This window comes from Acinetobacter sp. ANC_7504 (assembly GCF_056779995.1).
This window is the reverse complement of sequence record NZ_JBWYIZ010000009.1, coordinates 16,599-41,188: the sequence shown is the minus strand read 5'-3', so window position 1 is coordinate 41,188 and position 24,590 is coordinate 16,599. Positions and strand designations below refer to the sequence as shown.

23 protein-coding genes are annotated in these 24,590 nt (G+C 39.9%); 10 read left to right on the top strand and 13 right to left on the bottom strand.

The window, feature by feature from the left end:
- Positions 1–12: 12 nt before the first annotated feature.
- Positions 13–702, top strand: coding sequence for a BamJ family beta-barrel-assembly machinery protein (gene bamJ / locus AC1M9F_RS10335; RefSeq protein ID WP_481597711.1), 690 nt, complete (start codon positions 13–15; stop codon positions 700–702).
- A gap of 72 nt (positions 703–774) precedes the next feature.
- On the opposite strand, the gene murJ is transcribed toward bamJ, so the two are convergent.
- Positions 775–2,328, bottom strand: a complete 1,554-nt coding sequence (murJ, locus tag AC1M9F_RS10330; RefSeq protein ID WP_481597771.1) for a murein biosynthesis integral membrane protein MurJ — start codon at positions 2,326–2,328, stop codon at positions 775–777.
- 68 nt (positions 2,329–2,396) lie between these two features.
- Positions 2,397–2,966: a 1,6-anhydro-N-acetylmuramyl-L-alanine amidase AmpD gene (gene ampD, locus AC1M9F_RS10325; RefSeq protein ID WP_481597710.1), complete on the bottom strand. Its 570-nt coding sequence runs from the start codon at positions 2,964–2,966 to the stop codon at positions 2,397–2,399.
- A gap of 145 nt (positions 2,967–3,111) precedes the next feature.
- On the opposite strand from ampD, the gene nadC reads away from it, so the two are divergent.
- Entirely contained in the window at positions 3,112–3,957 is an 846-nt protein-coding gene (nadC, locus tag AC1M9F_RS10320; RefSeq protein ID WP_481597709.1) for a carboxylating nicotinate-nucleotide diphosphorylase, read from the top strand.
- A 434-nt stretch (positions 3,958–4,391) separates the two neighbouring features.
- Positions 4,392–6,722 (top strand): DUF6351 family protein, encoded by a 2,331-nt coding sequence (locus AC1M9F_RS10315; protein WP_481597708.1) that lies wholly within the window; start codon positions 4,392–4,394, stop codon positions 6,720–6,722.
- A gap of 60 nt (positions 6,723–6,782) precedes the next feature.
- Here AC1M9F_RS10315 and AC1M9F_RS10310 read toward each other — a convergent pair whose 3' ends face one another.
- From AC1M9F_RS10310 to AC1M9F_RS10295, 4 genes are all read right to left on the bottom strand, one after another.
- Positions 6,783–9,014 carry a phosphocholine-specific phospholipase C gene (locus AC1M9F_RS10310; RefSeq protein WP_481597707.1) on the bottom strand — a complete coding sequence of 744 codons (2,232 nt, stop codon included), beginning with the start codon at positions 9,012–9,014 and terminating at the stop codon, positions 6,783–6,785.
- A 30-nt stretch (positions 9,015–9,044) separates the two neighbouring features.
- A complete protein-coding gene (locus AC1M9F_RS10305; protein ID WP_481597706.1) occupies positions 9,045–9,176 on the bottom strand; it encodes a hypothetical protein in 132 nt (43 codons plus the stop codon).
- Between the two features lie 146 nt (positions 9,177–9,322).
- A complete protein-coding gene (gene rph / locus AC1M9F_RS10300; RefSeq protein WP_035270511.1) occupies positions 9,323–10,039 on the bottom strand; it encodes a ribonuclease PH in 717 nt (238 codons plus the stop codon).
- Positions 10,040–10,243: 204 nt separating this feature from the next.
- Complete coding sequence (locus AC1M9F_RS10295) at positions 10,244–10,822, bottom strand: DJ-1/PfpI family protein (RefSeq protein ID WP_481597705.1); 579 nt, start codon at positions 10,820–10,822, stop codon at positions 10,244–10,246.
- 126 nt (positions 10,823–10,948) lie between these two features.
- Between AC1M9F_RS10295 and AC1M9F_RS10290 the strand changes: the two genes are divergently transcribed.
- Positions 10,949–11,365, top strand: coding sequence for a transposase family protein (locus AC1M9F_RS10290; protein ID WP_481597704.1), 417 nt, complete (start codon positions 10,949–10,951; stop codon positions 11,363–11,365).
- Positions 11,307–11,546, top strand: coding sequence for a transposase (locus AC1M9F_RS10285; protein ID WP_481597703.1), 240 nt, complete (start codon positions 11,307–11,309; stop codon positions 11,544–11,546). Before AC1M9F_RS10290 ends, AC1M9F_RS10285 begins: the two co-directional genes overlap by 59 nt.
- Positions 11,547–11,561: 15 nt before the next feature.
- Here the strand turns inward: AC1M9F_RS10285 and AC1M9F_RS10280 are convergent, their stop codons facing one another.
- Entirely contained in the window at positions 11,562–12,698 is a 1,137-nt protein-coding gene (locus tag AC1M9F_RS10280) for a fatty acid desaturase family protein (RefSeq protein ID WP_481597770.1), read from the bottom strand.
- Positions 12,699–12,737: 39 nt separating this feature from the next.
- Positions 12,738–13,760 (bottom strand): flavin reductase family protein, encoded by a 1,023-nt coding sequence (locus AC1M9F_RS10275; RefSeq protein WP_180028923.1) that lies wholly within the window; start codon positions 13,758–13,760, stop codon positions 12,738–12,740.
- Positions 13,761–13,936: 176 nt separating this feature from the next.
- On the opposite strand from AC1M9F_RS10275, the gene AC1M9F_RS10270 reads away from it, so the two are divergent.
- A complete protein-coding gene (locus AC1M9F_RS10270) occupies positions 13,937–14,581 on the top strand; it encodes a TetR family transcriptional regulator (protein WP_180000353.1) in 645 nt (214 codons plus the stop codon).
- Between the two features lie 27 nt (positions 14,582–14,608).
- Here the strand turns inward: AC1M9F_RS10270 and AC1M9F_RS10265 are convergent, their stop codons facing one another.
- The gene (locus AC1M9F_RS10265) at positions 14,609–15,226 is read right to left on the bottom strand and encodes a thiol:disulfide interchange protein DsbA/DsbL (protein WP_180000355.1); all 618 of its coding nucleotides are present in this window, start codon (positions 15,224–15,226) and stop codon (positions 14,609–14,611) included.
- A 182-nt stretch (positions 15,227–15,408) separates the two neighbouring features.
- Here AC1M9F_RS10265 and ubiG point away from each other — a divergent pair, with 182 nt between their 5' ends.
- The 3 genes from ubiG to AC1M9F_RS10250 are packed head-to-tail and all read left to right on the top strand — an operon-like array spanning position 15,409 to position 17,583.
- Positions 15,409–16,125, top strand: coding sequence for a bifunctional 2-polyprenyl-6-hydroxyphenol methylase/3-demethylubiquinol 3-O-methyltransferase UbiG (gene ubiG / locus AC1M9F_RS10260; protein ID WP_035268814.1), 717 nt, complete (start codon positions 15,409–15,411; stop codon positions 16,123–16,125).
- Complete coding sequence (locus tag AC1M9F_RS10255) at positions 16,122–16,808, top strand: HAD family hydrolase (RefSeq protein WP_035268813.1); 687 nt, start codon at positions 16,122–16,124, stop codon at positions 16,806–16,808. Before ubiG ends, AC1M9F_RS10255 begins: the two co-directional genes overlap by 4 nt.
- Positions 16,809–16,836: 28 nt before the next feature.
- The gene (locus tag AC1M9F_RS10250) at positions 16,837–17,583 is read left to right on the top strand and encodes a YciK family oxidoreductase (RefSeq protein WP_035268812.1); all 747 of its coding nucleotides are present in this window, start codon (positions 16,837–16,839) and stop codon (positions 17,581–17,583) included.
- Between the two features lie 248 nt (positions 17,584–17,831).
- Here AC1M9F_RS10250 and dnaJ read toward each other — a convergent pair whose 3' ends face one another.
- The 4 genes from dnaJ to AC1M9F_RS10230 form a co-directional block, all read right to left on the bottom strand.
- Positions 17,832–18,947 (bottom strand): molecular chaperone DnaJ, encoded by a 1,116-nt coding sequence (dnaJ, locus tag AC1M9F_RS10245; RefSeq protein WP_481597702.1) that lies wholly within the window; start codon positions 18,945–18,947, stop codon positions 17,832–17,834.
- A gap of 94 nt (positions 18,948–19,041) precedes the next feature.
- A complete protein-coding gene (locus tag AC1M9F_RS10240) occupies positions 19,042–19,419 on the bottom strand; it encodes a hypothetical protein (protein ID WP_035268802.1) in 378 nt (125 codons plus the stop codon).
- Positions 19,420–19,554: 135 nt separating this feature from the next.
- Positions 19,555–22,689 (bottom strand): efflux RND transporter permease subunit, encoded by a 3,135-nt coding sequence (locus tag AC1M9F_RS10235; RefSeq protein WP_481597701.1) that lies wholly within the window; start codon positions 22,687–22,689, stop codon positions 19,555–19,557.
- Positions 22,686–23,801, bottom strand: coding sequence for an efflux RND transporter periplasmic adaptor subunit (locus AC1M9F_RS10230; protein WP_481590647.1), 1,116 nt, complete (start codon positions 23,799–23,801; stop codon positions 22,686–22,688). Before AC1M9F_RS10230 ends, AC1M9F_RS10235 begins: the two co-directional genes overlap by 4 nt.
- 142 nt (positions 23,802–23,943) lie before the next feature.
- Here AC1M9F_RS10230 and AC1M9F_RS10225 point away from each other — a divergent pair, with 142 nt between their 5' ends.
- Positions 23,944–24,561 (top strand): TetR/AcrR family transcriptional regulator, encoded by a 618-nt coding sequence (locus tag AC1M9F_RS10225; RefSeq protein ID WP_035268797.1) that lies wholly within the window; start codon positions 23,944–23,946, stop codon positions 24,559–24,561.
- Positions 24,562–24,590: the final 29 nt, after the last annotated feature.

Sequence of the window (24,590 nt, the reverse complement as noted above, 5' to 3'; positions counted from 1 at the left end):
TGGATTTGAATAATGAAAAAAATCTCTATATTAAGCAGTCTGCTGATCCTCAGCTCTGCCTCATTTGCGGCAAACATTAGCAATAAAAGTACTGAGAAAGATCAGCTCGGATATAGCTATGGCTATGTGATGGGACGCACTAATGCGGATACATTAAAAGATATTAATTTGGATGCCTTTATTGAAGGATTGAAACAAGGCTCAGCTGGTCAAAAATCGAGTTTAACCGATCAAGAAATGGCGCAGGCTTTAACCAAATACAAAAAGCAGAGTGAATCCAAACAGCTGATCGAATTTCAAAAATTGGCTGCAGAAAATTTAAAATCTGGGCAGCAATTTTTACAAGAGAATGCCAAGAAAGCAGGTATCGTCACACGACCAACAGGTCTGCAATATCAAGTGATTCAGCAAGGTCAAGGCAAAACGCCTAAAGCGACGTCAAAAGTGAAAGTTCATTATGAAGGGCGTTTGATCGATGGCACAGTATTCGATAGTTCGATCGCGCGTAATCAAGCGGTTGAATTCCAAGTGAGTCAAGTCATTCCGGGTTGGACTGAAGGCTTACAACTCATGAAGGAAGGTGCTCAATACCGCTTCTTTATTCCTGCTGATTTGGCCTATGGTGAGATCGGTTCGGGCGATGCGATTGAGCCGAACAGCTCCTTAATCTTTGATGTCGAACTTTTAAAAGTTTTGCCTTAATGTTCACATGACTTATAAAAAAACATCGCTTCCGCGATGTTTTTTTGATTTATTTAGGATCTGGTTGAAGCACTAGCCATGTTTTAATTGTCTTGGTCTAAAGCCAGTCGCAAATAAACCCAATACATAAGCAACCACACCCAATACACAGAGACCAAGCACTTCAAATACACGCATCCACGGTGCTACATCTGGGTTATACCAGCTTAGACCATACCATAAAGCTGCGATCATCACGGCGTTACCGACCATAAATTGGAAAAATAATTTTTTCCAATGCGGACCAAATCGGAATATTTCACGCTTGTGTAAATAGAAATATAGCATCCCTGCATTGACTAAAGCAGAACCTGTAGATGACAACGCCAATGCCATATGGAGTTCTTCCCAGCCCATCCATTTGAAGATACCAATAAAAACCACATTGAGAATGGCATTGGCTGCAACTGCCATTAGGCCAACACGTACTGGGGTTTTGGTATCTTGAATCGCATAAAATCCAGGCGCAAAGACTTTAATCAACATAAATGCCAAGACACCACCACTCATACATTGTAATGCCAAAGCGGTCATTTCTGTCGCTCGTGCATCAAAAGCACCGTGTTGGAACAGCGCTTGAATAATCGGTGTAGACAACATAAATAAAGCGATACTGGCTGGGATACCAGCAAATACGATGACACGTGCAGCCCAATCTAACATAGCCTTAAATTTAGTTTGATCCTGTTCGGCTTTACGCGCAGAGAGTGCAGGCAGAATCACCGTTCCAATGGCTACACCAATTAAGCCTAAAGGCAATTCGGTCATCCGTTCTGCTGTATAAAGCCATGACACAGAACCATTTTGCATAAAAGACGCCCAAATGGTATTGAGCAGCAAATTAATTTGTGTGACTGAAACCCCAAACAGTGCAGGCAACATTAATTTTAAAATACGCTCGACACCTTCGTGCTTAAAATCAACTTTAGGTGGGATCAGGAGTTTTTTGCGCCACAGTTCCGGAATTTGTAGGGCTAATTGCAAAATGCCAGCAAACACCACTGCCCAACCCAATGCCATAATGGGTGTTTCCATATGTGGAGATAACCACAAAGCCCCTGCAATCATAGCGATATTCAACAACACTGGCGCAAATGCGGGTGTGGTAAATGAGCCATAGCTGTTTAAGATACTGCTGGCAAATGCCGTCAGCGACATAAACATCAGGTAGGGAATGGTGAGACGGAATAAGTCGACTGATAAATCAAATTTGGCTGCATCGGCATGAAATCCTGGCGCATAAACATACAATATCGCAGGTGCAACAATCATACACAGCAAAGTTAATGCAGTCATCACGGTAAGCAAACATCCAAATACCCGACTAATTAGGATCTGAACTTCAGCATGGAGTTTGGTGGTTTTATATTCTGTGAGAACAGGAATAAATGCTTGGGAAAATGCACCTTCGGCAAAAAGACGCCTAAAAAAGTTGGGAATACGAAACGCTACGACAAAAGTATCGAAGTCTTTACCTGCCCCGAACACATTTAACAGCACCATGTCTCGAATAAGCCCCATGACACGAGACAACATGGTCATTGCACTAACAATAAAGGTGGATCGCCAAAGCGCCATCATATTCACCACTTAAAAAGATTGACGATATTGTAATAAAACTTCGCTTTTAAATTGTTATTTCATTCGACAAAGCATCATATTTTTCGTTGTTTTAATTGATCTCTAAAATAAGACCATTGAAAATGCGGTCCTGGATCGGTCTTTCGTCCAGGTGCAATATCTGAATGCCCTGCGATATGACTTTTAATTTTAGGATAAGCGTATTGAAGTGTTGCCACGACCTCAACTAAAGCTTGATATTGTTGTTCCGTAAAATCTTGATCATCACTACCCTCGAGTTCAATGCCAATCGAATAATCATTGCATTCTGGATTTGCCATGTACGTAGAGCGTCCTGCATGCCAAGCACGGTCTTTAAAATTAACAAACTGTAAAATTTCGCCTGACCTTAAAATCAACAAATGTGCTGAGACCTGCATCCCTTCAATGGTTTTAAAATAAGGATGTGCATCCCAATCTAATTTATTTTGGAAAAACTGCTCAATATAGCCTCCTCCAAACTGTGAGGGCGGTAAGCTAATATTGTGGATGACCAGCAGTTGAATGTCAGTATGGTCTGGTCTTTGATTAAAATTTGGTGAAGCAATAAATCTTGCACCTTGTAATACACCATCTACCACTTGAAGCTTGGGTACATTCGACATGTGTGATCTCAATCCGTGTTTGCAACTTATGACAATTCATCCACGCTCATCTTTGAAAATGACTTGGACGAAAAAAACAGCACCATTACTTTAAGTGCAATGGTAATATATTGCTCATTTTTCTGGTGCCTACAATAGGGATTTTATGAGCATACCGCAATCTTTGCTTGAACAATCAATTCAAATCAATATCCAACAAGCATTGCAAGAGGATATTGGTGAGCGTGATATCACCGCATTGCTGACACCTGAAGATGAACAAGCAACAGCAACCATTATCAGTCGCGAAACGATGATTCTTGCAGGGCAACCGTGGGTGAATGCTTTAATTAAAGCCTATGATCCAAGCGTTGATGTGATTTGGTTAAAGCAAGATGGCGATCAAGTTCAAGCCAATGAGGTATTTGTAAAACTTGCAGGCTCAGCACGCAGTCTGTTAACCGTTGAACGCCCAGCACTTAATTTTGTACAAACCCTTTCTGCTGTTGCTACAAAAACGGCTGAATATGTGAAACATTTAGAAGGTTTAAATACCAAACTACTGGATACACGTAAAACATTACCAGGCTTACGTATTGCGCAAAAATATGCGGTGGGTGTAGGTGGTGGTCAAAACCATCGTTTAGGTTTATTCGATGCTTTTTTAATTAAAGAAAACCATATTATGGCTGCAGGTGGTATTCAGCAAGCAATCGACAAAGCGCATGCCATTGCACCAGGTAAACCTGTGGAAGTCGAAGTTGAAACTTGGGATGAGTTAAACCAAGCTTTAGATGCTGGTGCGGATATCGTTATGTTAGATAATTTCAGCCAACAACAAATGATCGATGCAGTCAAGCATGTGGCTGGTCGTTGTAAATTAGAAGCTTCAGGTAATATTACCATCGAGAACTTACGTGAAGTTGCTACTTCAGGCGTCGACTTTATTTCAATGGGTGTACTTACTAAAGATGTAAAAGCCATCGATTTATCTATGCGCTTTAACGCTTAATTGATTCAATCCTATCTCTCAATAAAAAGGGGCTTTGCTCCTTTTTTTATTTGCTTAAAACTGTGATGCTACATTAACTTTATTTCAGAAATACAAAAAGATTTGAATTTATGTGGTCCTAGTTGATACCCCCCACACTTTTATATTGTTTTTTTAATCAAAATCATACTAAACCTATAGAATGCAAAGTAAATCATTAAATTTCAATTATTTATTCGCCTTAATTTTACAATTATTCAATTTTCTGTCATGGAATGCTGCCTAATTTTCATTCATAGTGAAGCCAATAAATACAATTAAAGCCATGAGTTCGCATTGTCTAAATAATAGGAGGGTGTCAACGCATAGACCATGCTGAATGTCAGTGAATAAATAAAAAGAAATGCAGTCATCGGATCGATTGCATCCACCATGTTGTACATTAGGGAAATCACATGAAAACGCAAATGATCTATACGCTTTTAAGCGTCGCGATTAGTAGCAGCTTACTCGTCGGTTGTAAAAGCTCCAGCGAATCTGGGGCGAATTCAGGCGGTGGTAATGGATCACAGCCAACTCCGACCAATCCAACTGATCCTGACAATCCAACGAATAAACTTGAAAAAGAATTCGTGACTATTTTATCAACTCGCCCCGATCTTGTGACAGATAATGATGTATTAATCGAATTAGACCCATCGATTAATTTTAATGACGCAAATATAAGCATTCATTTAAATGGACAGGACATCAAATCTCGCTTTTCCAATGCTCAAAATAGAGTGCTATTGGATGGATTACAGTTAGGGGAAAATCTACTTAAAATTGAAACACCAAACGCAATTCAAAATTTATATTTAAAAAATTTCAGTACCACAGGCCCTCTTTTATCTGGACCCCAAATTAATCCATGGACCTGTACCAACGGCTCGACTGATTTATTTTGTCGTAAACCTGTTCAATATAATTACTACTATCGGAATTTGGTCGGAACTTTACAAACCTATAATCCTGAGAAACCACCTTCGGCGGGTCTAATTTCCAAAATTAAGACCGATACAGGCGTAGAAGTGCCATTTATCATTCGAGAGGAGGTCGGCTATCAAAATCGTGATGAATATCGGTTTGCTGTATTGTTTAATCCTAATCAGCCTTGGACTGCGTTGAATCCACAACCCCAATTTAATAATAAACTGTTAGTAACCCATGGGCAAAGTTGCGGAAATGATTATCAGTCTGCAACCGCACCTACCGTGGTTGCGACATCAACTTCTATTTTGCCAGATATTACCATCAAGGCTTTGGGCAAAGGTTATGGCGTCATGTCTACGGCGCTATCCAACAGTGGACATAACTGTAATTTGGCTGTTCAAGCTGAATCAATCATTATGGCCAAAGAACGTTTTATCGAACAATACGGCACTTTAGACTACACGATTGGACAAGGCTGCTCAGGTGGCGCGCTCGCATCTCAATGGGTAGCTAACGCTTATCCAGGTGTATACCAAGGTTTGTTAGTAACGTGCTCCTTCCCTGATGCATGGAGTACAGCGTCTCAGTTTGCTGATTATCATATTATGATCAATTATTTTAAAACAGCAGAAGGCCGCTCTTTCCTCCCTCATCAAATTAACCATATTCAAGGTCATATTTCTGAGATTAATGGTTATGTCAGTGAACTTGCGCAATTCGATGTTGCTCGACCAAATACAATTTGTAGCGGAATATCAGAAACACAACTGTACAATGCCACCTCAAATCCGAATGGGACACGCTGTTCAATTCAAGAGGCTGCTGTAAATTTGTTGGGTCTCAGAAATCCAACTGAAGTTGATCCAAATACACAACAGCTTAGACAAATTTGGAGTCCCGTCGAAAATCAACGCAATGTCGGGTTTGCAAACCTGCCAATTGATAATGTCGGTGTGCAATACGGGCTTCAAACCTTATTTGATGGTGTGATTAATGCTGAAAAATTTGTTTTATTAAATGAACGCCTCGGTGGAGTTGATATTGATATTAATCCAATTCCCGAACGGTTATATGCAACGGAGCAAGGTTTAAAAAATGCTTATCGAACTGGTTTAATCAATGTTGCCAATAATTTAGATCAAGTGGCGATTATTGATTGTCGTGGTCCAGATCCAGCGATATTCCATGATGCTTACCGAGCATTCGCGATTAGAGCACGTTTAGACAAAGCACATGGACATCATAACAATCAGCTTCTTTATGGAGGTGATACCATTATGATTGGCGATCTTAAATGTTTAGAAATCAGTTTCGATGATATGAACCAATGGTTGGATCGCGTAAAAAATGATACAAGCAATTTACCTCTGCCACAGAAACTCACTCGCAATAAAGTAAATCTTAACGACTCATGTATCACATTAGGAACGATTCGAAGATCTGGGTTCTGCAATAACCTTCGTGTACCGGTCTATAAAACACCGCGAATGGTAGCAGGTGATCAAATTAGTACCTACGCCAATAAATGTAAACTACAACCACTCACACGTCGTCTTTACCCCAATATTAACTTTACAGATGAGCAATGGACTCGATTACAAAAAGTTTTTCCAGATGGTGTTTGTGATTACACCCAAGATCCTGTTGGGTTTGGTAAAACCTATCCTTGGTTAACATATCAAAATCAAAATGGACAGATCAATGATGTCATTTATGGTGGTAAGCAACTGGATGAAGATCCAAATCGTCCTGAGGAGCTTATAATGCCTCAACTTCCGAAAGGTTGGATCTCTAATTCATTTCGACTGTCTTAATACCTGAATTTTTCAATTGTGAAAAAAGCCGTGAACATTCACGGCTTTTTTACTTCGTGTTTAAGATTTAGGTTGCAATAATCCCATCATAGGATCGGTACATGTATGCTGCCCTGTTTCAATACGTCCAGCAAAACGACGTTCATAAGCCTGCTCTCCCTGCTGTTGGGCGATCACAACATTAAAATCATACCATCCCCAAGACTCCGTTAAATCTAGATGAAGTTCAGCCTCATTCGCTTGAGTTTTGACAGTCCACATTTTTTGATTGTAGTACGCATTGTCCTTGACCATCATCTCAATGGCTTCAGCACCATCATGCCGTATTTTTAAAATTATTTTAGGTTGACAGGCTTCATAGCAAATTCGAATTTCTGGCAAATGATCTCTTTCAATTTGATGGTGAAGATTTCCTTTAAATGCTCGATGATAACCATTTGGTCCAAGTACCCAAAGATCATATTGATCATCTACTAGCTCCCAAACATCCTCCAGCTGTTTCCCTGCCTCCACCATAAAACGTCGAGGAATGGCATTTAAATCTAGTTTGTCATAGACATGGAAAACCGCACCTTGTTCTCCACCATTTGCGAAAATCAATTGTATGTTTCGGGTTGCAACCTGTACGCGCGCGCTGGTATGTAATAAATAAGGTAATGCTCGAGAATGACGTATTCCAGATTCTTGCACAGGAAATTGTTGATTTGCTGGGACTGGAACCTTGCTGAGTTGCTCTTGCGAACGACGCGTATTGTCAGCTTCTTGTTTTGTTCTTTGCCCATTGAGTGTTGGCAGAACATTAAAGTTAGGTGTCTTAAAGTCAAACGCCGACGTAAGGTCACCACAGACTGCTCTACGATAAGGGCTAATATTAGGCTCTTGCACGCCAAAACGTTGCTCAAGAAATTGAATAATTGAAGTATGATCAAATACCTGAGAGTTGACCCATCCCCCACGACTCCATGGTGAAATGATATACATTGGAACACGTACTCCTGGACCATACACACCATGCCAGAAGTTTTCATTCTTACCATTTTTAAATTTTAATTCAGGCTGTGCTGTCGAACCTGATACACGTGGGTGATTGAAATATTCATATGATATCTCTTGTTCTGATAACGTGGTTTTACCATGAACTTTAACGATATCACCTGCTTCATTGATTTCTCTTGATGGTGCAGATGGCGATGGTACATGATCAAAAAAACCATCATTTTCATCAAAATTGACCAGTAAAACCGTCTGACTCCATAACTCTGGATCTGCCGTTAAAGTGTTTAACAGTTCTTGAATGTACCACGCGCCTTGAACAGGACTTGATGGTCCCGGATGTTCACTATACGCTGCCGGTGCGACCACCCAGCTCACCTGTGGCAATTTACCGTCTAAGATATCTTGTTTAAATTGTCCTAATAAACCGCCGTCCTTAGGCATCGTATTGGCAATCCCCTTATAGAGAGGTTGTCGTTGATCAATACGCTCATCATATTCAGGTGACAAAATATTGGCATGGCTAACTGGCTTACCAGATAATTCATTGGCTTTGCGATATTGCTTAAATCCAGCCAAAGGATTATCCGTAAAATTATCGGGCATATTTTGATAAACCTTCCAACTGATCCCAGCCTGCTGTAAGCGTTCAGGATACGTGGTCCAGTCGTAACCGATCATTGATGAGCCAATACTATCAAACTCGTTGACTACACTCGCGACACCTGCAGCAGTTGGCCCGTTGGTCCCTGTCCAAATAAATTTACGATTGGGATTAGTTCCCGCGTGCATAGCGCAATGATAGGCATCACATAAAGTAAATGCTTCCGCTAGAGCAAACTGAAACTCGAGCTCTTGTTTCTTAAAATAACCCATGGATTGGGGTTGTTTATGTTCCACCCAATTGCCCATACGCCCACAATCCCAAGCGGCTTGACCATCCTTCCATGAATGAGGTGTGCCCGAAACACGTTGAGCATTGCCCAATGAACTGTCTAGGTGATAAGGCAAAATTTTATTTTTGTTGGCATCATACTGTTCCCACACCGCTCTTTTGCCACTCAATGGAATGGTGAATCGATCACCAAAACCTCGTACCCCTTTGAATGTTCCAAAATAGTTATCAAAAGAACGATTTTCTTGAGTCAAAATCACCACATGTTTCACATCTTGAATAGTGCCAGTTTCCACTTTTGCATTAATTGCTAAAGCTTTTTGAATACTCAGCGGAAAACTCGCTAATGCAGATGCGCCCAATAATGTCTTGGTCGAATTTAAAATAAAGTCACGACGGTTCATATATTTATCCTGTTGTTATTCTTGTTATGGTTATGGAGCACAGTGGATTTCACAGCTTGGATCTGAAGGTAGCGGTTTGGATGGTTGGTGATCATCATCTCCTCCACAAGCTGTTAACAAAGTACTTGGTGTAAAGATGAGTATAAAAAAATAAGCTCGCATGTAGTTATCCTTCTCATTTTATGCGAACTCAGTGATACGCTTTTTTCGTGACGCTGCAATGAAGCTTCAATTGCAAATCTATGAAATAAAAAAAGCACCTCTATCAAGGTGCTTTTTTACAATCAACGCATGCAATCAGATGCGAATTACCAGCCTAGTGCTTGTTGTTGCTTTTGAATTAACTCTTGAATGCCTTTCTCAGCCATTTCAAGCATTGCGTTACATTGCGTACGCGTGAACGGTTTATCTTCTGCAGTACCTTGAATTTCAATAAACTCACCCGCCTGAGTCATCACCACATTCAAATCTGTTTGGCAGTTTGAATCTTCTTCATAACATAAGTCGAGTAGTACTTCGTCTTGATAGATACCAACAGAAATTGCAGCCACCAATCCTTTGAGTGGATCTTGTTTGATTTTCTTTTTCTCAAGTAATGAATTCATAGCATCAATCAAGGCTACAGCAGCACCTGTAATAGACGCAGTACGTGTACCACCATCAGCTTGAATAACATCACAGTCGATTGTAATCGTGTTCTCACCCAATTTCTTCAAATCCACCATGGCACGTAAGCTACGACCGATTAAGCGTTGAATTTCTTGAGTACGTCCACTTTGTTTACCACGAGCTGCCTCACGGTCACTGCGTGTATGGGTTGAACGTGGCAACATGCCATATTCAGCAGTCACCCAACCTTGGCCTTTTCCTTTCAAGAAGCGCGGTACTGAATTATCAACACTGGCAGTACAAAGAACTTTGGTATGACCAAATTCAACTAAAACTGAACCTTCTGCATAACGTGTATAGTTTCGAGTAATTTTAACGTCACGTAACTGGTCTAATGCACGCTGGTCAATACGCATAATACGTCCTAATTTTTACTTAAAAAAAGATTGGGCACATTATAGCAGATTGATGGCATCTGACTTTGTTATAAGTCCGTGTTTTAAATCTGACAAACTTAAATTTTGAAAGAATTAAGTCATACCTAAAAGCTCATTGAGAGCAAAAGAAAAAGCGATTTAATCCAACTTCGCATAAGGTGTCTTATTTTAATTTTAGAAAATCTATAAGTCAGTTTCAAATTCCATTCTTCTTGCTGTATTCAATGCAACATCTCTATTCGTTACTTTAGATACGACATATAGAGAAGCATTGATCCCTGATGATATCCCAGCAGAAGTTATTATCTTATTTTCATCTACAAACCTAACATCTTTCATAACTGTAATTTTAGGGTATTCTGCCTCTAGACGTGAAATATCCATCCAATGAGTAGTAGCATTTAGCCCATCTAGTAGCCCTGCCTCCGCTAAGATGAATGCTCCCGTGCAAATAGAGAATGTGATATTTGACGTTTCGTGTTTTAATTTTATCCAATTCAATAGATGAGCATTATATAGCTCGACTGTTTCAGCACCATATCCTCCAGGGATCACGAGAATGTCTATAGATGGACAATTGTCTAAGAGGTAATCACTTTTTACTGCAAGACCATTTCTTGCTTTAATTTCATGTTTTTGTGCCACAGTAAACACATTAAAAAGCTTTTTATTATGATTATCTGTAGTAATAGCAAAGACTTCATAGGGCCCTGCAAAATCTAAGACCTCAACCTCATCAAATAATAAGATTCCAATATTCATTTTTTCACATCTATACTTTTAATTTTCGAAATAATAGTACTCAGAAATAAGACACTGATCTCTTTCATAAATCAAAAAAAGATCTATCCCTTGCTGACTATTTTTACCGAATAATTTTAAATATTCATGCATAATTTGCGAACGAAATACATCGACTCAAAGAAGCTCTCTGAAACACAGTTTAAGCGATATACAGGCATCTCATGGTCAACCTTTGATTTAATGACTGAACAGCTAAAAATGCTTGTACCTGCTAAAGGTAGACCATCTAAGTTAAGTGTAGAAGATCAAATCCTTCTGTGCTTAAGTTATTGGCGTGAATATCACACATTGTTTCATGTCGCAACGAGTTATGGTGTATCAGAGCCTACTGCTTCAAGAATCGTCCGCCACGTAGAGGATTGCCTGATCAAGTCCAATCTATTTAATTTACCCAATAGTTTGCCTGAAGGCGAAGGTATCGACTGGAATGTGGTGATCGTAGATGCCACAGAAATTCCAATACAAAGACCTAAAAAAACAGAAGAAAAGCTATGGTGGTAAGAAGAAGGCACATACTTTTAAAGTACAAGCCATTATCCATTATAGAACACAGCAAGTTCTGAGTTTATGCACGAGTCGTGGTGCAGTACATGATTTCGAGCTCTTCAAACGCAACCTGTATCAGATTCTTAAAGGTGCTTTTATTCTTGCAGATCAATGCTCCATGCCTTTCATGAATTAAACTAAATAGTGATAGTCAGGCAAATATTCCTCTTAATTTTCTTATAGATTGAGAAATTTTAGTTGTCTTATCATTTGGTAAAGAACATTTAGCTAAACGAACCCAAACGCTCCAGAATTGTTTCATAAAGTTAGCTTCATTATAGTGAATGCCATATTCCTCACATAATGCTTTAATTTTTGGCGCAGCTTCTGCATAGCGATTTGCAGGCATATCAGGGAATAAATGATGCTCGATTTGATGACTCAAATTACCACTCAAAATATGCAGCCATGAAGTTCCCGTAAAATTACTTGAACCTCGAATTTGACGTAAATACCATTCTGCTCTCGTTTCATATTCGGTATTATCCATCTCAAATGTTTCTGCATCTTCAGTAAAATGACCATTAAAAATCACTGCAGATGACCATAAACTTCTAATCACATTTGCAACTGCATTTCCTACGAAGACAGGAAGCGCATTTGGACCAGCGATAATCGGGAAAAAGACATAATCTTTCACCACCTGACGTCGTACTTTTTTTCTTAATTTTTCAGCATCTTTCCACACTTGTTTCCAAGATTTGGTTTTATAAACAAGCGCGTCTTCCAAGTGTAGATTTTGAACACCGACATACCATTCAAAAAGCACCATCAATTGAATCGCTAATGGAATATTAAACAAAAATCTTGGTTCCCACGGTTGAGATGCTGAAACACGAAGTAGACCATAACCTACATCATGATCCATACCCACAATATTGGTATAGGTGTGATGTACATAGTTATGGGTATATTTCCAGTCATCGCCTGTTGAGATGGTGTCCCAGTCATATGTCGCACCGTTTAAACTTGGATCATTCAACCAGTCAAATTGACCATGCATCACATTATGTCCAAGCTCCATATTTTCAACAATTTTGGACACGCCCAGTAATCCTGTACCCACCAACCAAACAGGTGGAATCCAACCACCAAACATCAGCAATGCACGTGAGCCAATCTCGCTATAGCGAACAAAGTTACGAATCTTATAAATATATTTGGCATCTTGTTCACCCAAATCATTCATAATACTGAGTCGAATCTGCTCAACGCGTTGTCCAAATGCTTCAATTTGCTCAGCGGTCAGATGTTTAGATTTTGATTGCCATGTTGTATTAAGTGACATATTCATTATTTTTCTCCAGTCTTATACGATACCGTTAAATTACAAATTAATCACAACAGGGCTTACTGCCTGACTAATACATAATTTAATGTGTCGATTTGGCTCATGTTCAATTTCACCTGTGAGCATATTTTTAGTAGCGCCACTCACTTTTTTACAGACACATGCATTACAAATACCCATTCGGCATCCATGAGCGGGTCTTAATCCAGCCTCTTCAGCACTCACCAATAAACTTTTTTGAGCTTCAAACGATTTCTGACTGCGGATAAACGTGACAGATTGTTTTTCAATTTCTTCATCTACACGGATTTGAAAAAACTCTTGTTTGAGCTGATTGCTGATCCCCTCTTCATGACAAATTTGATTTACAGCTTGCATCATCGAAGTTGCACCGCATGCATAAATCTGTGCTTGCCTAAAACTTGGTACTAACTGCTCTAACAACGCCAATGTCAGATATTGTTTATGTTGGCGTGTATTAAAATAGTGATAATTAAAATGATCATGTTTTGAAGCGAGCTGTTGTAGTTTCACGTGGAACGCGTCATCTCGACAGAAATAAATCAAATAGATAGGTACAGATAATGTGTTTAAAGCCTTCGTAAGCAATGCATAAATGGCGGTAATGCCACTCCCCGACGCCAATAACACAATTGGCTGTTGAGTCAGCTCAAGCGTAAATTCACCTTGCGCTTGAGAAATTTCCACAACAGAACCTATCGCCAATTGGCTTAAACAATTCGACACTACTCCTTGAGCTCGGACAGCAATCACCAGATTACCTGTCGCAGAAATTTCCACAATCGAATAACTACGTTGTAGACGCACGCCTGCAATTACGACTGTCACTAAAACACTTTGCCCTGCCTCAATCTGTTGAAAATCGAAATTGTGATTTGGACATAAATGAATCTCATAGAAATCGTGACTAAGTGCCTGACGACTCACGAGTGATGCTTTGACTTTTTTCCAAGCCAAAGTGGGATGTATTTTTTCAGCGATAAAATCGACGAAATCTTCTCGAATCCATTCAGGACGATATGACAGATAACTACTCATCTCAAACGTTCCTCTTTTGTATTTCAATTTAATTGAGTGAACAAGTGTTCTAATAGTGAACATGTGTACACTATATTGATTTTGAAATTGAGTCAACACATGTTCACTGACATTCGTCGTTTAATTTTTATATTTTTTTGATAGACTCATCTCGACTTCACTTCTCAGGTTTTAAGATGTCTATACGCGATGAACGTAAACAACAAAGTCGTCAGGCTTTACTAGATGCCGCTTTGCGTTTAAGCACATCTGGCCGTTCATTTAGCAGTATTAGTCTGCGTGAAGTTGCACGTGAGGTTGGTTTGGTCCCAACAGCCTTTTATCGACATTTTCAAGATATGGATGAATTAGGCCAAGAGTTAGTGGATCAAGTCGCGTTATATTTGAAAACCGTACTTCATCAGCTCGGTCAAGGTTTAGCCCACCCTGATGCGAAAGCCGAAACCAGCATGGAACTTTTTTTTGAAGCCATCGATTTAAATACCCAACCTTGGATTTTTATGATCGCAGAGCGCTGGGGGGGGTCTGAAGTGGTAAGACGTGCGATTGCTCGTGAAATTGAGTTTCTAAATTCTGATTTGGCCAATGACCTACAAAAATTCGAAATCGTACAAAATTTTCATCAAGCTGATGATCTAAAAATGTTGTCGAATATTTTAATTAATTTATGTTTCACATGGGCAATGTCTTGGATTAGCTTGGGCCGTCAATATTCAGGTATGGAGCTTGAATTACAAAAACTGGTACTCAAAAAACAGTCCATTACCCAAATACGATTAATCTTTAAAGGGATTTTGAATTGGAATACTACTGAGGCATAAAAAAACCCGCTCAATGCGGGTTTTCTATTATTTAGCTTTGCGCTCTTTATCCAATAGATAATCAACCACTTGTAACACACGGCCATTATCACCTTGTACGACATACTTCCCATTTACTACAACAGCTGGCACACCCGTCAATTGATATTGTTGTGCTAATTTATTTGCTTGAGAGACTTTGGCAGTAATTGCGAAAGAATTATATAAACTATTGAATTTCGCTTCTGGGATACCATACTTCGTAAAGAATTGCGCTTGTGATTTTTGGTCAAAAATCTGCTGACCTTTGTCATGGATCGCGTGGAATAAAGGCAAATGGGTACGTTTACGAACACCAAGTGCTTCAGAAACGTAGTAGCCACGTGCATTCTGTTCCCATACTTTGTTCATTGCAGCAGGTGTACGGACAAAATTCACATCTTTTGGAATTTTACGTAACCAAGATTGCATATGAGGTTCTAAAGTAAAGCAATGACCACAGCCATACCAAAAGAACTCACGTACTTCCAATTTACCAGCGACATCAACCTTTCCTGGGTTTTGCACGACCGTATAATCTTTGCCTTCAACAAAGTTCGCCATTGCACCTGTTGAAAGTGCCATCAGCACCGCAGCGGCAACGCCACTAAAAACCACCTTTTTCATTAAGTTTTTATCCTCTAAATCATTCTGATTAGCATATGGTTTCACTATAAAACAAATATGAGAAAATCGTTTTGATTCTGTGAACTTTTTTACAAGATTTATCGCTTTTTTTGGAATTAGCGATACACTAAGATCTGATATAAATTCTACCCATTAAAACGAACTTTGCTAAGGTGGCTGTAATGACTCAACTGAATGTTGACCCACAAGAAATTGCTAAATTTGAAGCACTTGCTGCAGTATGGTGGGATCAACACTCTGAGTTTCGCCCTCTCCATCAAATCAATCCATTACGATTGAATTGGATTGATGAACATGCAGGTGGTCTTAGTGGCAAAAAAGTCCTAGATGTGGGCTGTGGCGGCGGCATTTTGGCTGAAAGTATGGCACGCCGTGGTGCCGATGTCCTCGGTATCGATATGGGCGCAGCACCATTAAATGTCGCACGTCTGCATGCAGAACAAGAAAATGTCACCAATATCGAATATCGTCAAATTCCAGTTGAGCAATTGGCTGAAGAACAAGCTGGTCAATACGATGTCGTAACTTGTATGGAAATGTTGGAACATGTACCAGATCCAGCGTCAATCATTCAAGCATGCCAAAAACTGGTGAAACCAAACGGTCATGTATTCTTCTCCACAATTAACCGTAATCCAAAATCATATTTATTTGCGATTATCGGTGCAGAGTATGTGTTACGTCTTTTGAAAAAAGGAACTCATGACTATCATAAATTTATTAAACCTTCTGAATTAGCGCATGATATTCGTAACGCAGGTTTAAAACTTAAAGATATGACAGGCTTACATTACAACCCATTAACTAAACATTATTGGTTAGCCCCAAATGTCGATGTGAACTATATGGTTTACACCCATAATGAGGTGAATGAATGAAGGCCGTACTTTTCGACCTAGATGGGACTTTAATTGACACTGCTGCGGATTTTATTCGTATTATTCAAGCAATGTGTCGTGAAGAAGGTCGAGAGATCGTAGATGCAGCCCTGATCCGAACTCAGGTCTCCGAGGGGGCTCGGGCGATGGTGAAATTGGTTTATCCTGAATTACAGGTTGATGATCCTATTTTCCTTGCACATCGTCAGCGCTTTCTAGATATCTATGGTGCTGATATTGCTGTGGATACAGACCTTTTTGCAGGAATGTATCCTTTAATTGAGGACTTGGAACAACGGGATATTCCATGGGGAATTGTGACAAACAAACCTCGTTGGCTGAGTGAGGCACTACTTCAAGCCTTAAACTTAACTGAACGTTGTGCCGTTCTCGTATGCCCAGAAGATGTTAAGCACACTAAACCTGACCCAGAACCAATGTATCTCGCTGCTCAACAAATTAATGTTCCAGCTGAACAATGCATTTATGTTGGTGATCATCCACGTGATATTGATGCAGGTCGAAGCGCAAATATGTACACGATTTTGGCTGCTTACGGATATTTACCATTAGAACACAAAGATGACTTAGATTCTTGGCAGGCAGATTGTATAGTGAATGATGTACAAGAATTACATCAACACTTAATCGAATTGATCGAATCTCACCAAAAAACAGCTTAATTAATTAGAACAATGAAGGAGGTCGCAAATGAAATATTCAGAATATCAACCTCGCCCAGACTTATTAAAAGATAAAGTAATTTTAATTACGGGTGCAGGTGATGGCATTGGACGCGCAGCAGCGTTGAGCTATGCTTTACATGGTGCGACCGTCGTTCTTCATGGTAGAACGCTGAACAAGTTAGAAGTGATCTATGACGAAATTGAAAGTTTAGGTGCTCCTCAACCTGCAATTTTGCCACTGCAACTTTCTACTGCAACAGCATATGATTACGAACGTCTTGTGGAAACGCTTGACCAACAATTTGGTCGTTTAGATGGGATTTTGCACAATGCTGGGATTTTAGGTGAGCGCGTTGAATTGGCCCACTACCCTGCTGAAGTGTGGGATGATGTAATGGCTGTAAATTTAAGAGCACCTTTTGTTCTTACTCAACATTTACTTCCATTATTAGAAAAATCTCAAAATGCCTCTGTTGTTTTTGCAAGCTCAGGTGTCGGTCGTGAAGCACGTGCGAAATGGGGCGCATACTCAGTTTCAAAAATTGCCATTGAAGCGGTCAGTCAAATTTTTGCAAAAGAAAATGTCTATCCAAATATCCGTTATAACTGCATTAATCCTGGTGCAACACGAACAGCTATGCGTGCTAAAGCATATCCTGATGAAGATCCGAAAGTATTGGCAACGCCTGAACAAATCATGCCAGCTTATTTATATTTAATGGGCGAAGACAGTATAGGTATGAATGGTCAGAGTATTGATGCTCAGGATTAGTTTTTTCAAAATTACATGATGAGGATCGTCAGATCCTCTTTTTTTAAATTATAGTTCTAACAAAACCTATTAAAAAATTTACCTTTAGATTTTAAAAGCTTAAACAAATAAGTCTCAACAACTTTTGAATACACCCATAAACTAAGAAATTATCTAATGGTAGTATCACTTACTTTGCTTTAAGCATCTTAAGTATTTATAACTTAATAAAAACCCGACAATAATGTCGGGCTTTTATTTCATTCTGATCAGTCAAATAAACGATCGAAGAATGATTTCTTTTTAGGTGAAGATTTACTGTCCGCACCATCTAAAGATTCTTGTAACTCTTTTAAAAGTTCACGTTGACGTGCAGTTAAGTTGACTGGTGTTTCAATCACGATACGGCAAAGTAAATCACCTTGCATACTTGTGCGTACTGGTTTTACACCCTTGCCACGTAGACGGAACATTTTACCTGTTTGTGTTCCCTCAGGTACTTTCAAGTTCACACGACCATCAAGGGTTGGAATCTCAATTTCTTTACCCAATGCAGCATCAGCGATACTAATCGGCACATCCATATACAAGTCCGCGCCATCACGTTGGAAGATTTCATGTTCACGAACATTAACTTCTACGTATAGATCACCTGATTGACCATCACGAATCGCTTCACCTTTTCCAGTTAAACGAATGCGATCGCCATTATCTACGCCTGCAGGAATGGTAACTTCAAGTGTCTGTTGACGATCTTTAACACCTGAACCATGACAAGTGCCACAAGGATTTTTAATAATCTTACCTTGTCCGCGACAAGTGCTACACGTTTGCTGAACTGAGAAGAAACCTTGTTGCATACGGACTTGGCCAGCCCCGTGACAAGTTTTACAGGTTTCAACATCATTCGGGTTTTTAGAACCTTTACCATCACACACTTCACATGGTGCTGGCGCAGTAAAAGTAATTGTTTTCTTTACGCCACGTACAGCTTCTTCTAAGCTGAGCTCAAGCACATAACGTAAGTCTGAACCACGTCTTTGACGCTGTTGGCGACCGCCGCCACCAAACGCGCCACCGAAAATGTCACCAAACTGACTAAAAATGTCTTCAGCGCTAAAACCGCCACCGAAACCACCGCCGCCGCCACCGAAGCCGCCTTCAAACGCATTATGTCCCATGCGGTCATACATGCTGCGTTTTTCACTATCAGATAAAACTTCATACGCTTCAGCAGCTTCTTTGAATTTTTCTTCTGCTTCAGCATTATCAGGGTTACGGTCTGGATGATATTTCATCGCCAACTTACGGTAGGCTTTTTTAATTTCATCATCACTAGCTGTTTTAGAAACCCCTAAAACCTCATAATAATCACGTTTAGCCATGTCTGGCGATGCTCCACAAAAAAATTTGATATGACTTCTCTGCGGAATATGTTGGGGTCATATTCCGAGATTACAAGTAAATTAAATCATTATTTTAAAAAGCGGCTTTTTTCTGGAGATATTTAACTAAGCCTTTAAGCCATGCATTTAGGAGAAATAGCCATGCAATTGTGGTAAAAATGACACCAATCACCGTACACCCTTTCACCCATAACACACTATCCCAATAGATAAAGCAGGCAGGAATAAACCAAAGAGCAGCAAATGCGGCCATCATCATGAATAGCACAACATTTCGTGCAATCCATAATGCTTGAGCATGGATCCAGACTTCAGCGTCTTGCGCTTGAGCCACTTTTTGCGCTAAAAAATAGGCGATTGCAGCACTGATACCAGTGAACAATGCAAGAAACATGAATACATAAGACATCGTAATTAATCGACGATGTCTTGTTAAATTGTCTCGCCCCATGGATGCTTTTTTATACCTCAACCGAGTGCACATTCAGTTTTTTTATGTACTCAGCCCACTGTGTTATTTTGTGTTAAAAACTAGGGACTACTATATTGAATTTTTCAATGCTTCGCACCTAGTATTCACATAAAACTACGCGGTTTTTGACTCTTTTTTTACTTTAAACCATGCCGCATAGAGTGCTGGCAAGAAGAACAGCGTTAATAATGTTGCGATAATGAGTCCACCCATAATTGCTACTGCCATTGGACCAAAGAAGATACTGCGTGAAAGCGGAATCATCGCCAACACAGCAGCCAATGCAGTCAAAATAATTGGACGGGCACGGCGTACTGTCGCTTCTAAAATCGCTTCCCATTGAGAATGACCCGCTTTGATATCTTGCTCAATCTGATCAATCAAGATAAGCGAATTACGCATAATCATTCCAGATAAAGCAATGGTACCTAGCATCGCCACAAACCCGAAAGGCTTATTGAATATTAACAGGAACAATACCACGCCAATTAAACCCAAAGGCGCGGTCAAGAAAACAATAAACGAACGTGAAATACTCTTGAGCTGAATCATGAGCAAGGTAAAGACCACAGCCAAAAATAACGGCATGCCAGCATTTACTGAAGTTTGCCCACGTGCAGATTCCTCCACAGTGCCTCCCACTTCTACCAGATAACCACTTGGAAGTTCGGCACGAATTTTCTCAATAGATTCAGTTAATTCACCAACCACAGTAGCTGGTTGGAGTTTAGTCCGAATATCTGCGCGTACAGTAATCGTCGGCAAACGGTTACGATGCCAAATCAGACCATCTTCAAACTTATATTGGATATTCGCAATCTGTGCCAATGGAACTGTTGTACCTTGACTCGTTGGTACAGCGAGACTTTGTAACGATGCTACATCAACACGTTCCGCTTGATCGCCACGTAAACGAATATCAATTAACTCCCGTTTCTCACGATACTGATTAATCGCAGCGCCTGTTATTGAACTATTTAAGAAATTCGCCAAATCTAAGCTAGATACGCCTAACTGACGCGCACGATCTTGATCAATTTCAAGTGAAATAATTTTACTCGGCTCACCCCAATCTAAATGAACATTGGCGGTATTTGGATTTTCACTGATTGCTTGTGACACTAATTGTGCTCGTTGGCGAACAGTATTTAAATCTTCACCAGAAACACGGTATTGAATTGGATAACCGACTGGTGGCCCATTTTCCAATAGCGATACACGTGTCCGTACTTCAGGCAATAACTTAGTAATTTCTTCACTCAGATTCTTTCTAATCTCATCTCGCTCATCTAATGAGGAAGCCAAAACCACAAATTGTGCAAAACTCGCCTGAGGCAATTGTTGATCAAGTGGTAAATAGAAACGTGGAGAACCTGTACCAACATAAGCGACGTAATTATCGATCCCTTTTTGAGTCGACAAGAATTTTTCTACTTTTTTAACCGCATTTTCTGTCGCTGTTAGAGAAGCACCTTCCTCTAGTTTTAGATCCACTAATATTTCAGCACGGTTTGATGGTGGGAAAAATTGTTGTGGAACAAATTTAAACATCAAAATTGACAAGACAAATATCGCAACCGTCGCAGCAATGACGGTTTTACGATAAGTAATACATAACTCAACCCAAGATCTAAATTTTTGATACATCTTAGTTTGATATGGATCGTGATGCTCACCATGGTGTTGAACGACGGGTTGTGGCTCTGGTTGTTGACGTAATCTTGCCCATAAGCGTTGATACCACGGAGCTTTCTGATTCATTTGATTAAAATCAGGCAGTAATTTGTCACCTAAATAAGGAACAAACAGTACCGCTGCAAACCATGACACCACTAAAGCAATGGTTACAACTTGGAAGATTGAGCGAGTATATTCACCTGTGCTCGACGCAGCAGTGGCAATCGGCAAGAATCCAGCTGCAGTGATCAGCGTCCCCGTTAACATTGGAAATGCGGTCGACTTCCAAGCAAAACCTGCGGCTTTTAATCTGCTATATCCTTGTTCCATTTTAATGGCCATCATTTCAACTGCAATGATGGCGTCATCAACCAAAAGTCCAAGTGCTAAAATTAACGCGCCTAAAGAAATCTTGTGCAGTCCAACATCAAAGAAATTCATGCCTGCGAACGTCATTGCCAAGACCAAGGGAATAGAGAAAGCGACCACTAATCCTGTACGGAAACCTAAAGAGAAGAAGCTGACCAATAAGACAATAATCACGGCCTCTGCGAGCACTTTGATAAATTCGTGAATACTGCGTTGCACCGCTACAGGCTGATCTGAAACTTTTTTAAGTTCCATCCCTAAAGGTAAAGTTTGTTGTAGATCATTAAAGGTCTTTTCTAGATTTTTCCCTAGCGCAATGATGTCACCACCCTTACGCATAGACACCGCAATACCAATACCATTTTTGCCCATAAAGCGCATACGTGGTTGAGCTGGCTCACTAAAGCCACGGTAAACTTCAGCCACATCACCCAATTGAATGGTCTTATCACCAACCAGTAATGGCATGTTCTTGAGATCTTCAACTGATTTCAATTGTCCGCTAACACGCACTTGAATACGATCTGAGCTTGTTTCAAAGAAACCTGCGCTCGCCATGGTATTTTGTTTTTGTAGTGCTTCTTGAATTGCAGAAACTGGAATACCCAATTGAGCGGTTTTCGTATTTGAAATTTCTATCCAAATTTTTTGATCTTGCAAGCCGACTAAATCAACTTTCCCGACATCTTGCACACGTTGTAGTTGCAGCTGTAAGCGATCGGCATATTCCTTCATCACAGCATAATCAAAATCATCACCCGTTAAGACATAAATATTCCCAAAGGTGTCACCAAATTCATCGTTAAAGAATGGACCTTGAACACCGCTAGGAAGTTGGTGTTTGATATCTCCAATTTTTTTTCTAACCTGATACCAAACATTCGGTAATTCATGAGAACGCAGCGAGTCTTTGGCAACAAAGGTCACCATTGATTCACCAGGACGAGAATAGGCTGCAATACGATCATAGAGCCCCGTACTCATTAATTCTTTTTCAATGCGATCAGTTACTTGTAATGAAACTTCTTCCGCTGTCGCACCTGGCCAATAGGTTTGAACGACCATTACTTTGAAACTAAATGGAGGGTCTTCACTTTGTGATAGTTTTGAGTAGGAATAAACACCCAATATTCCCATCAAAATCATGAAATAAAGGATCAGTCCCTTATTTTTTAACGCCCATTCTGACAAGTTAAAGTTCATATTTTCGCTCCAACTTGTCCTGCTTTCACATTCACTGCACGGTTTTGACGGTCAATCGGATTAATTTTTTGTTTATCTCGCAGTAAGTGTACACCGCCAACCACGACCCAATCAGAAGCTTTTAAACCTTGAGTCACAGGTACCGTATCACGACCATAAGCACCTATTTGAACATTCACCTTACGGATACTGTGATCTGGATTCACAACCCAAACATAAGGCTGATCTTCTGTTGCAGATACACTGGTCAAAGGAACATTAATCACATTTGAACTGGTATTTGAAAAAAATACTCGCGCACTTTGTCCAAGTTGAATTGCTGAACGCCCTTCAGTCAAAGCAACTTTGACACTAAATGTTCTAGATTGGTCGGCAGCAGGTGAAATTTCACGCACATATGCGGCGAAACGCTCCTCTGGTTTTGACCATAGCGTAACCCAAGCTTTTTGACCTGTTTTAATTTCTGATACTGCTTGTTCTGGCACACCAATCACCACTTCACGATCACCATCTATCGCCAGTTGATATGCTGCCTGCCCTGCTGCGATCACTTGACCAACTTCAATACTACGCTCAGTGATGACGCCATTTTTATTGGCAATGAGTTGGTTATATCCAGTCTGATTACTACTCACTGCATAATTTGATTGTGCTTGTTTTAAATTGGACATAGCCGATTTATATTGATTTTCTACGGCATCATATTGCGAACGACTCACCGCATTAATAGGTAATAACTGCTTAAAGCGTTTGTATTCTTCTTCGGCAATTTTGGCTGCAGATTGCGCGCTTTCTAACTGAGCTTTTGAAGCATTTAACTGCAGTTGAGCATCTTTCACATCTAATTTTGCTAAGACTTGCCCGACTTTGACTCGATCCCCAACATCAACATAGCGTTCAGTAATTTGTCCTCCAACACGGAAAGCCAATGCCGTTTGCTGTCTCGCCTGAACTTCTCCTGCATAACTTTTCAGTTCATCTTGGGAAGTATTCGGCTGGGCAACCATCACAAATGGAATTTGTTCCTCTGTGGGTTTATCCTTACTACACGCGGTGAGTATCACGCTACAAATGAGCATTAGACTGTATGTGGCAAATTTTTGAGGACTCATGTGCACTGCTCTTATGTCAATTTTTAGGCAAATCAAATTAGGGATATTAATTTGATTATTTTTTAATTAATATACCGCATGGTACAGTAATTAAAAATCATTTTTCAAGGTATGACCTAAACTGTTTTTTTTGGATTTTTTTGTGCAAATGAATATTGGACGTCCTAAGGATTTAGTTAAAAAGAAACAAATATTAGAGGCAGCTAAACGTTTGTTTCTAAAACAGGGCTTTCATGGTTCAAGCATGAATCAAATTGCCAAAGAAGCTGGCGTGACTAAACTGACGGTGTATAACCATTTTCAAGATAAAGAATCGTTATTTACCTACGCAATTGCAGAAACGTGCGAAGAATCAATCAATGCTCGGCGAATCCAATTACACCCTGAATCCAATTTTTTAGAAGACTTCTATCAGGTATGTAGTTTAGCGCTGCAAATTGTCAATCTTCCTGAAGCCATTAAGCTTGAGCATTTATTATTAGAATTGGCAGCAGAGCAAAATCCTTTGGCTGAACCTTTTTATAATGCATCTCATAAGCGGTTATTTGTGGTTTGGACTGATTTTTTTGCTCAAGCGATTGAGCACGGATTTATCCAGAAAGATGATGCTGAAAAGCAAACACATTTGCTCCTTTCTTTACTCTTAGGGCATCGACATCATGAAGTATTGTTAGGTGTTCGTCAGGTTCCCAGTGAAGCAGAATGTGATGAAATTATTCATCAAGCCATCGAATTATTTATGCTGAAATACAAAAAATAGCTCTCTCCATTCTTAAATGGCGTATTTTT

What these genes read in the sequence shown, in the direction of transcription:
- AC1M9F_RS10285 (WP_481597703.1), top strand. Translation starts at nt 11,307, where the DNA reads ATGCCACAGAAATTCCAATACAAAGACCTAAAAAAACAGAAGAAAAGC.
- AC1M9F_RS10230 (WP_481590647.1), bottom strand. Translation starts at nt 23,801, where the DNA reads ATGAGTCCTCAAAAATTTGCCACATACAGTCTAATGCTCATTTGTAGC.
- ampD (WP_481597710.1), bottom strand. Translation starts at nt 2,966, where the DNA reads ATGTCGAATGTACCCAAGCTTCAAGTGGTAGATGGTGTATTACAAGGT.
- AC1M9F_RS10290 (WP_481597704.1), top strand. Translation starts at nt 10,949, where the DNA reads ATGCATAATTTGCGAACGAAATACATCGACTCAAAGAAGCTCTCTGAA.
- AC1M9F_RS10315 (WP_481597708.1), top strand. Translation starts at nt 4,392, where the DNA reads ATGAAAACGCAAATGATCTATACGCTTTTAAGCGTCGCGATTAGTAGC.
- ubiG (WP_035268814.1), top strand. Translation starts at nt 15,409, where the DNA reads ATGACTCAACTGAATGTTGACCCACAAGAAATTGCTAAATTTGAAGCA.
- AC1M9F_RS10275 (WP_180028923.1), bottom strand. Translation starts at nt 13,760, where the DNA reads ATGAGTAGTTATCTGTCATATCGTCCTGAATGGATTCGAGAAGATTTC.
- AC1M9F_RS10240 (WP_035268802.1), bottom strand. Translation starts at nt 19,419, where the DNA reads ATGGGGCGAGACAATTTAACAAGACATCGTCGATTAATTACGATGTCT.
- dnaJ (WP_481597702.1), bottom strand. Translation starts at nt 18,947, where the DNA reads ATGGCTAAACGTGATTATTATGAGGTTTTAGGGGTTTCTAAAACAGCT.
- nadC (WP_481597709.1), top strand. Translation starts at nt 3,112, where the DNA reads ATGAGCATACCGCAATCTTTGCTTGAACAATCAATTCAAATCAATATC.
- AC1M9F_RS10280 (WP_481597770.1), bottom strand. Translation starts at nt 12,698, where the DNA reads ATGTCACTTAATACAACATGGCAATCAAAATCTAAACATCTGACCGCT.
- AC1M9F_RS10255 (WP_035268813.1), top strand. Translation starts at nt 16,122, where the DNA reads ATGAAGGCCGTACTTTTCGACCTAGATGGGACTTTAATTGACACTGCT.
- rph (WP_035270511.1), bottom strand. Translation starts at nt 10,039, where the DNA reads ATGCGTATTGACCAGCGTGCATTAGACCAGTTACGTGACGTTAAAATT.
- AC1M9F_RS10270 (WP_180000353.1), top strand. Translation starts at nt 13,937, where the DNA reads ATGTCTATACGCGATGAACGTAAACAACAAAGTCGTCAGGCTTTACTA.
- AC1M9F_RS10235 (WP_481597701.1), bottom strand. Translation starts at nt 22,689, where the DNA reads ATGAACTTTAACTTGTCAGAATGGGCGTTAAAAAATAAGGGACTGATC.
- AC1M9F_RS10310 (WP_481597707.1), bottom strand. Translation starts at nt 9,014, where the DNA reads ATGAACCGTCGTGACTTTATTTTAAATTCGACCAAGACATTATTGGGC.
- bamJ (WP_481597711.1), top strand. Translation starts at nt 13, where the DNA reads ATGAAAAAAATCTCTATATTAAGCAGTCTGCTGATCCTCAGCTCTGCC.
- AC1M9F_RS10305 (WP_481597706.1), bottom strand. Translation starts at nt 9,176, where the DNA reads ATGCGAGCTTATTTTTTTATACTCATCTTTACACCAAGTACTTTGTTA.
- AC1M9F_RS10265 (WP_180000355.1), bottom strand. Translation starts at nt 15,226, where the DNA reads ATGAAAAAGGTGGTTTTTAGTGGCGTTGCCGCTGCGGTGCTGATGGCA.
- AC1M9F_RS10250 (WP_035268812.1), top strand. Translation starts at nt 16,837, where the DNA reads ATGAAATATTCAGAATATCAACCTCGCCCAGACTTATTAAAAGATAAA.
- AC1M9F_RS10295 (WP_481597705.1), bottom strand. Translation starts at nt 10,822, where the DNA reads ATGAATATTGGAATCTTATTATTTGATGAGGTTGAGGTCTTAGATTTT.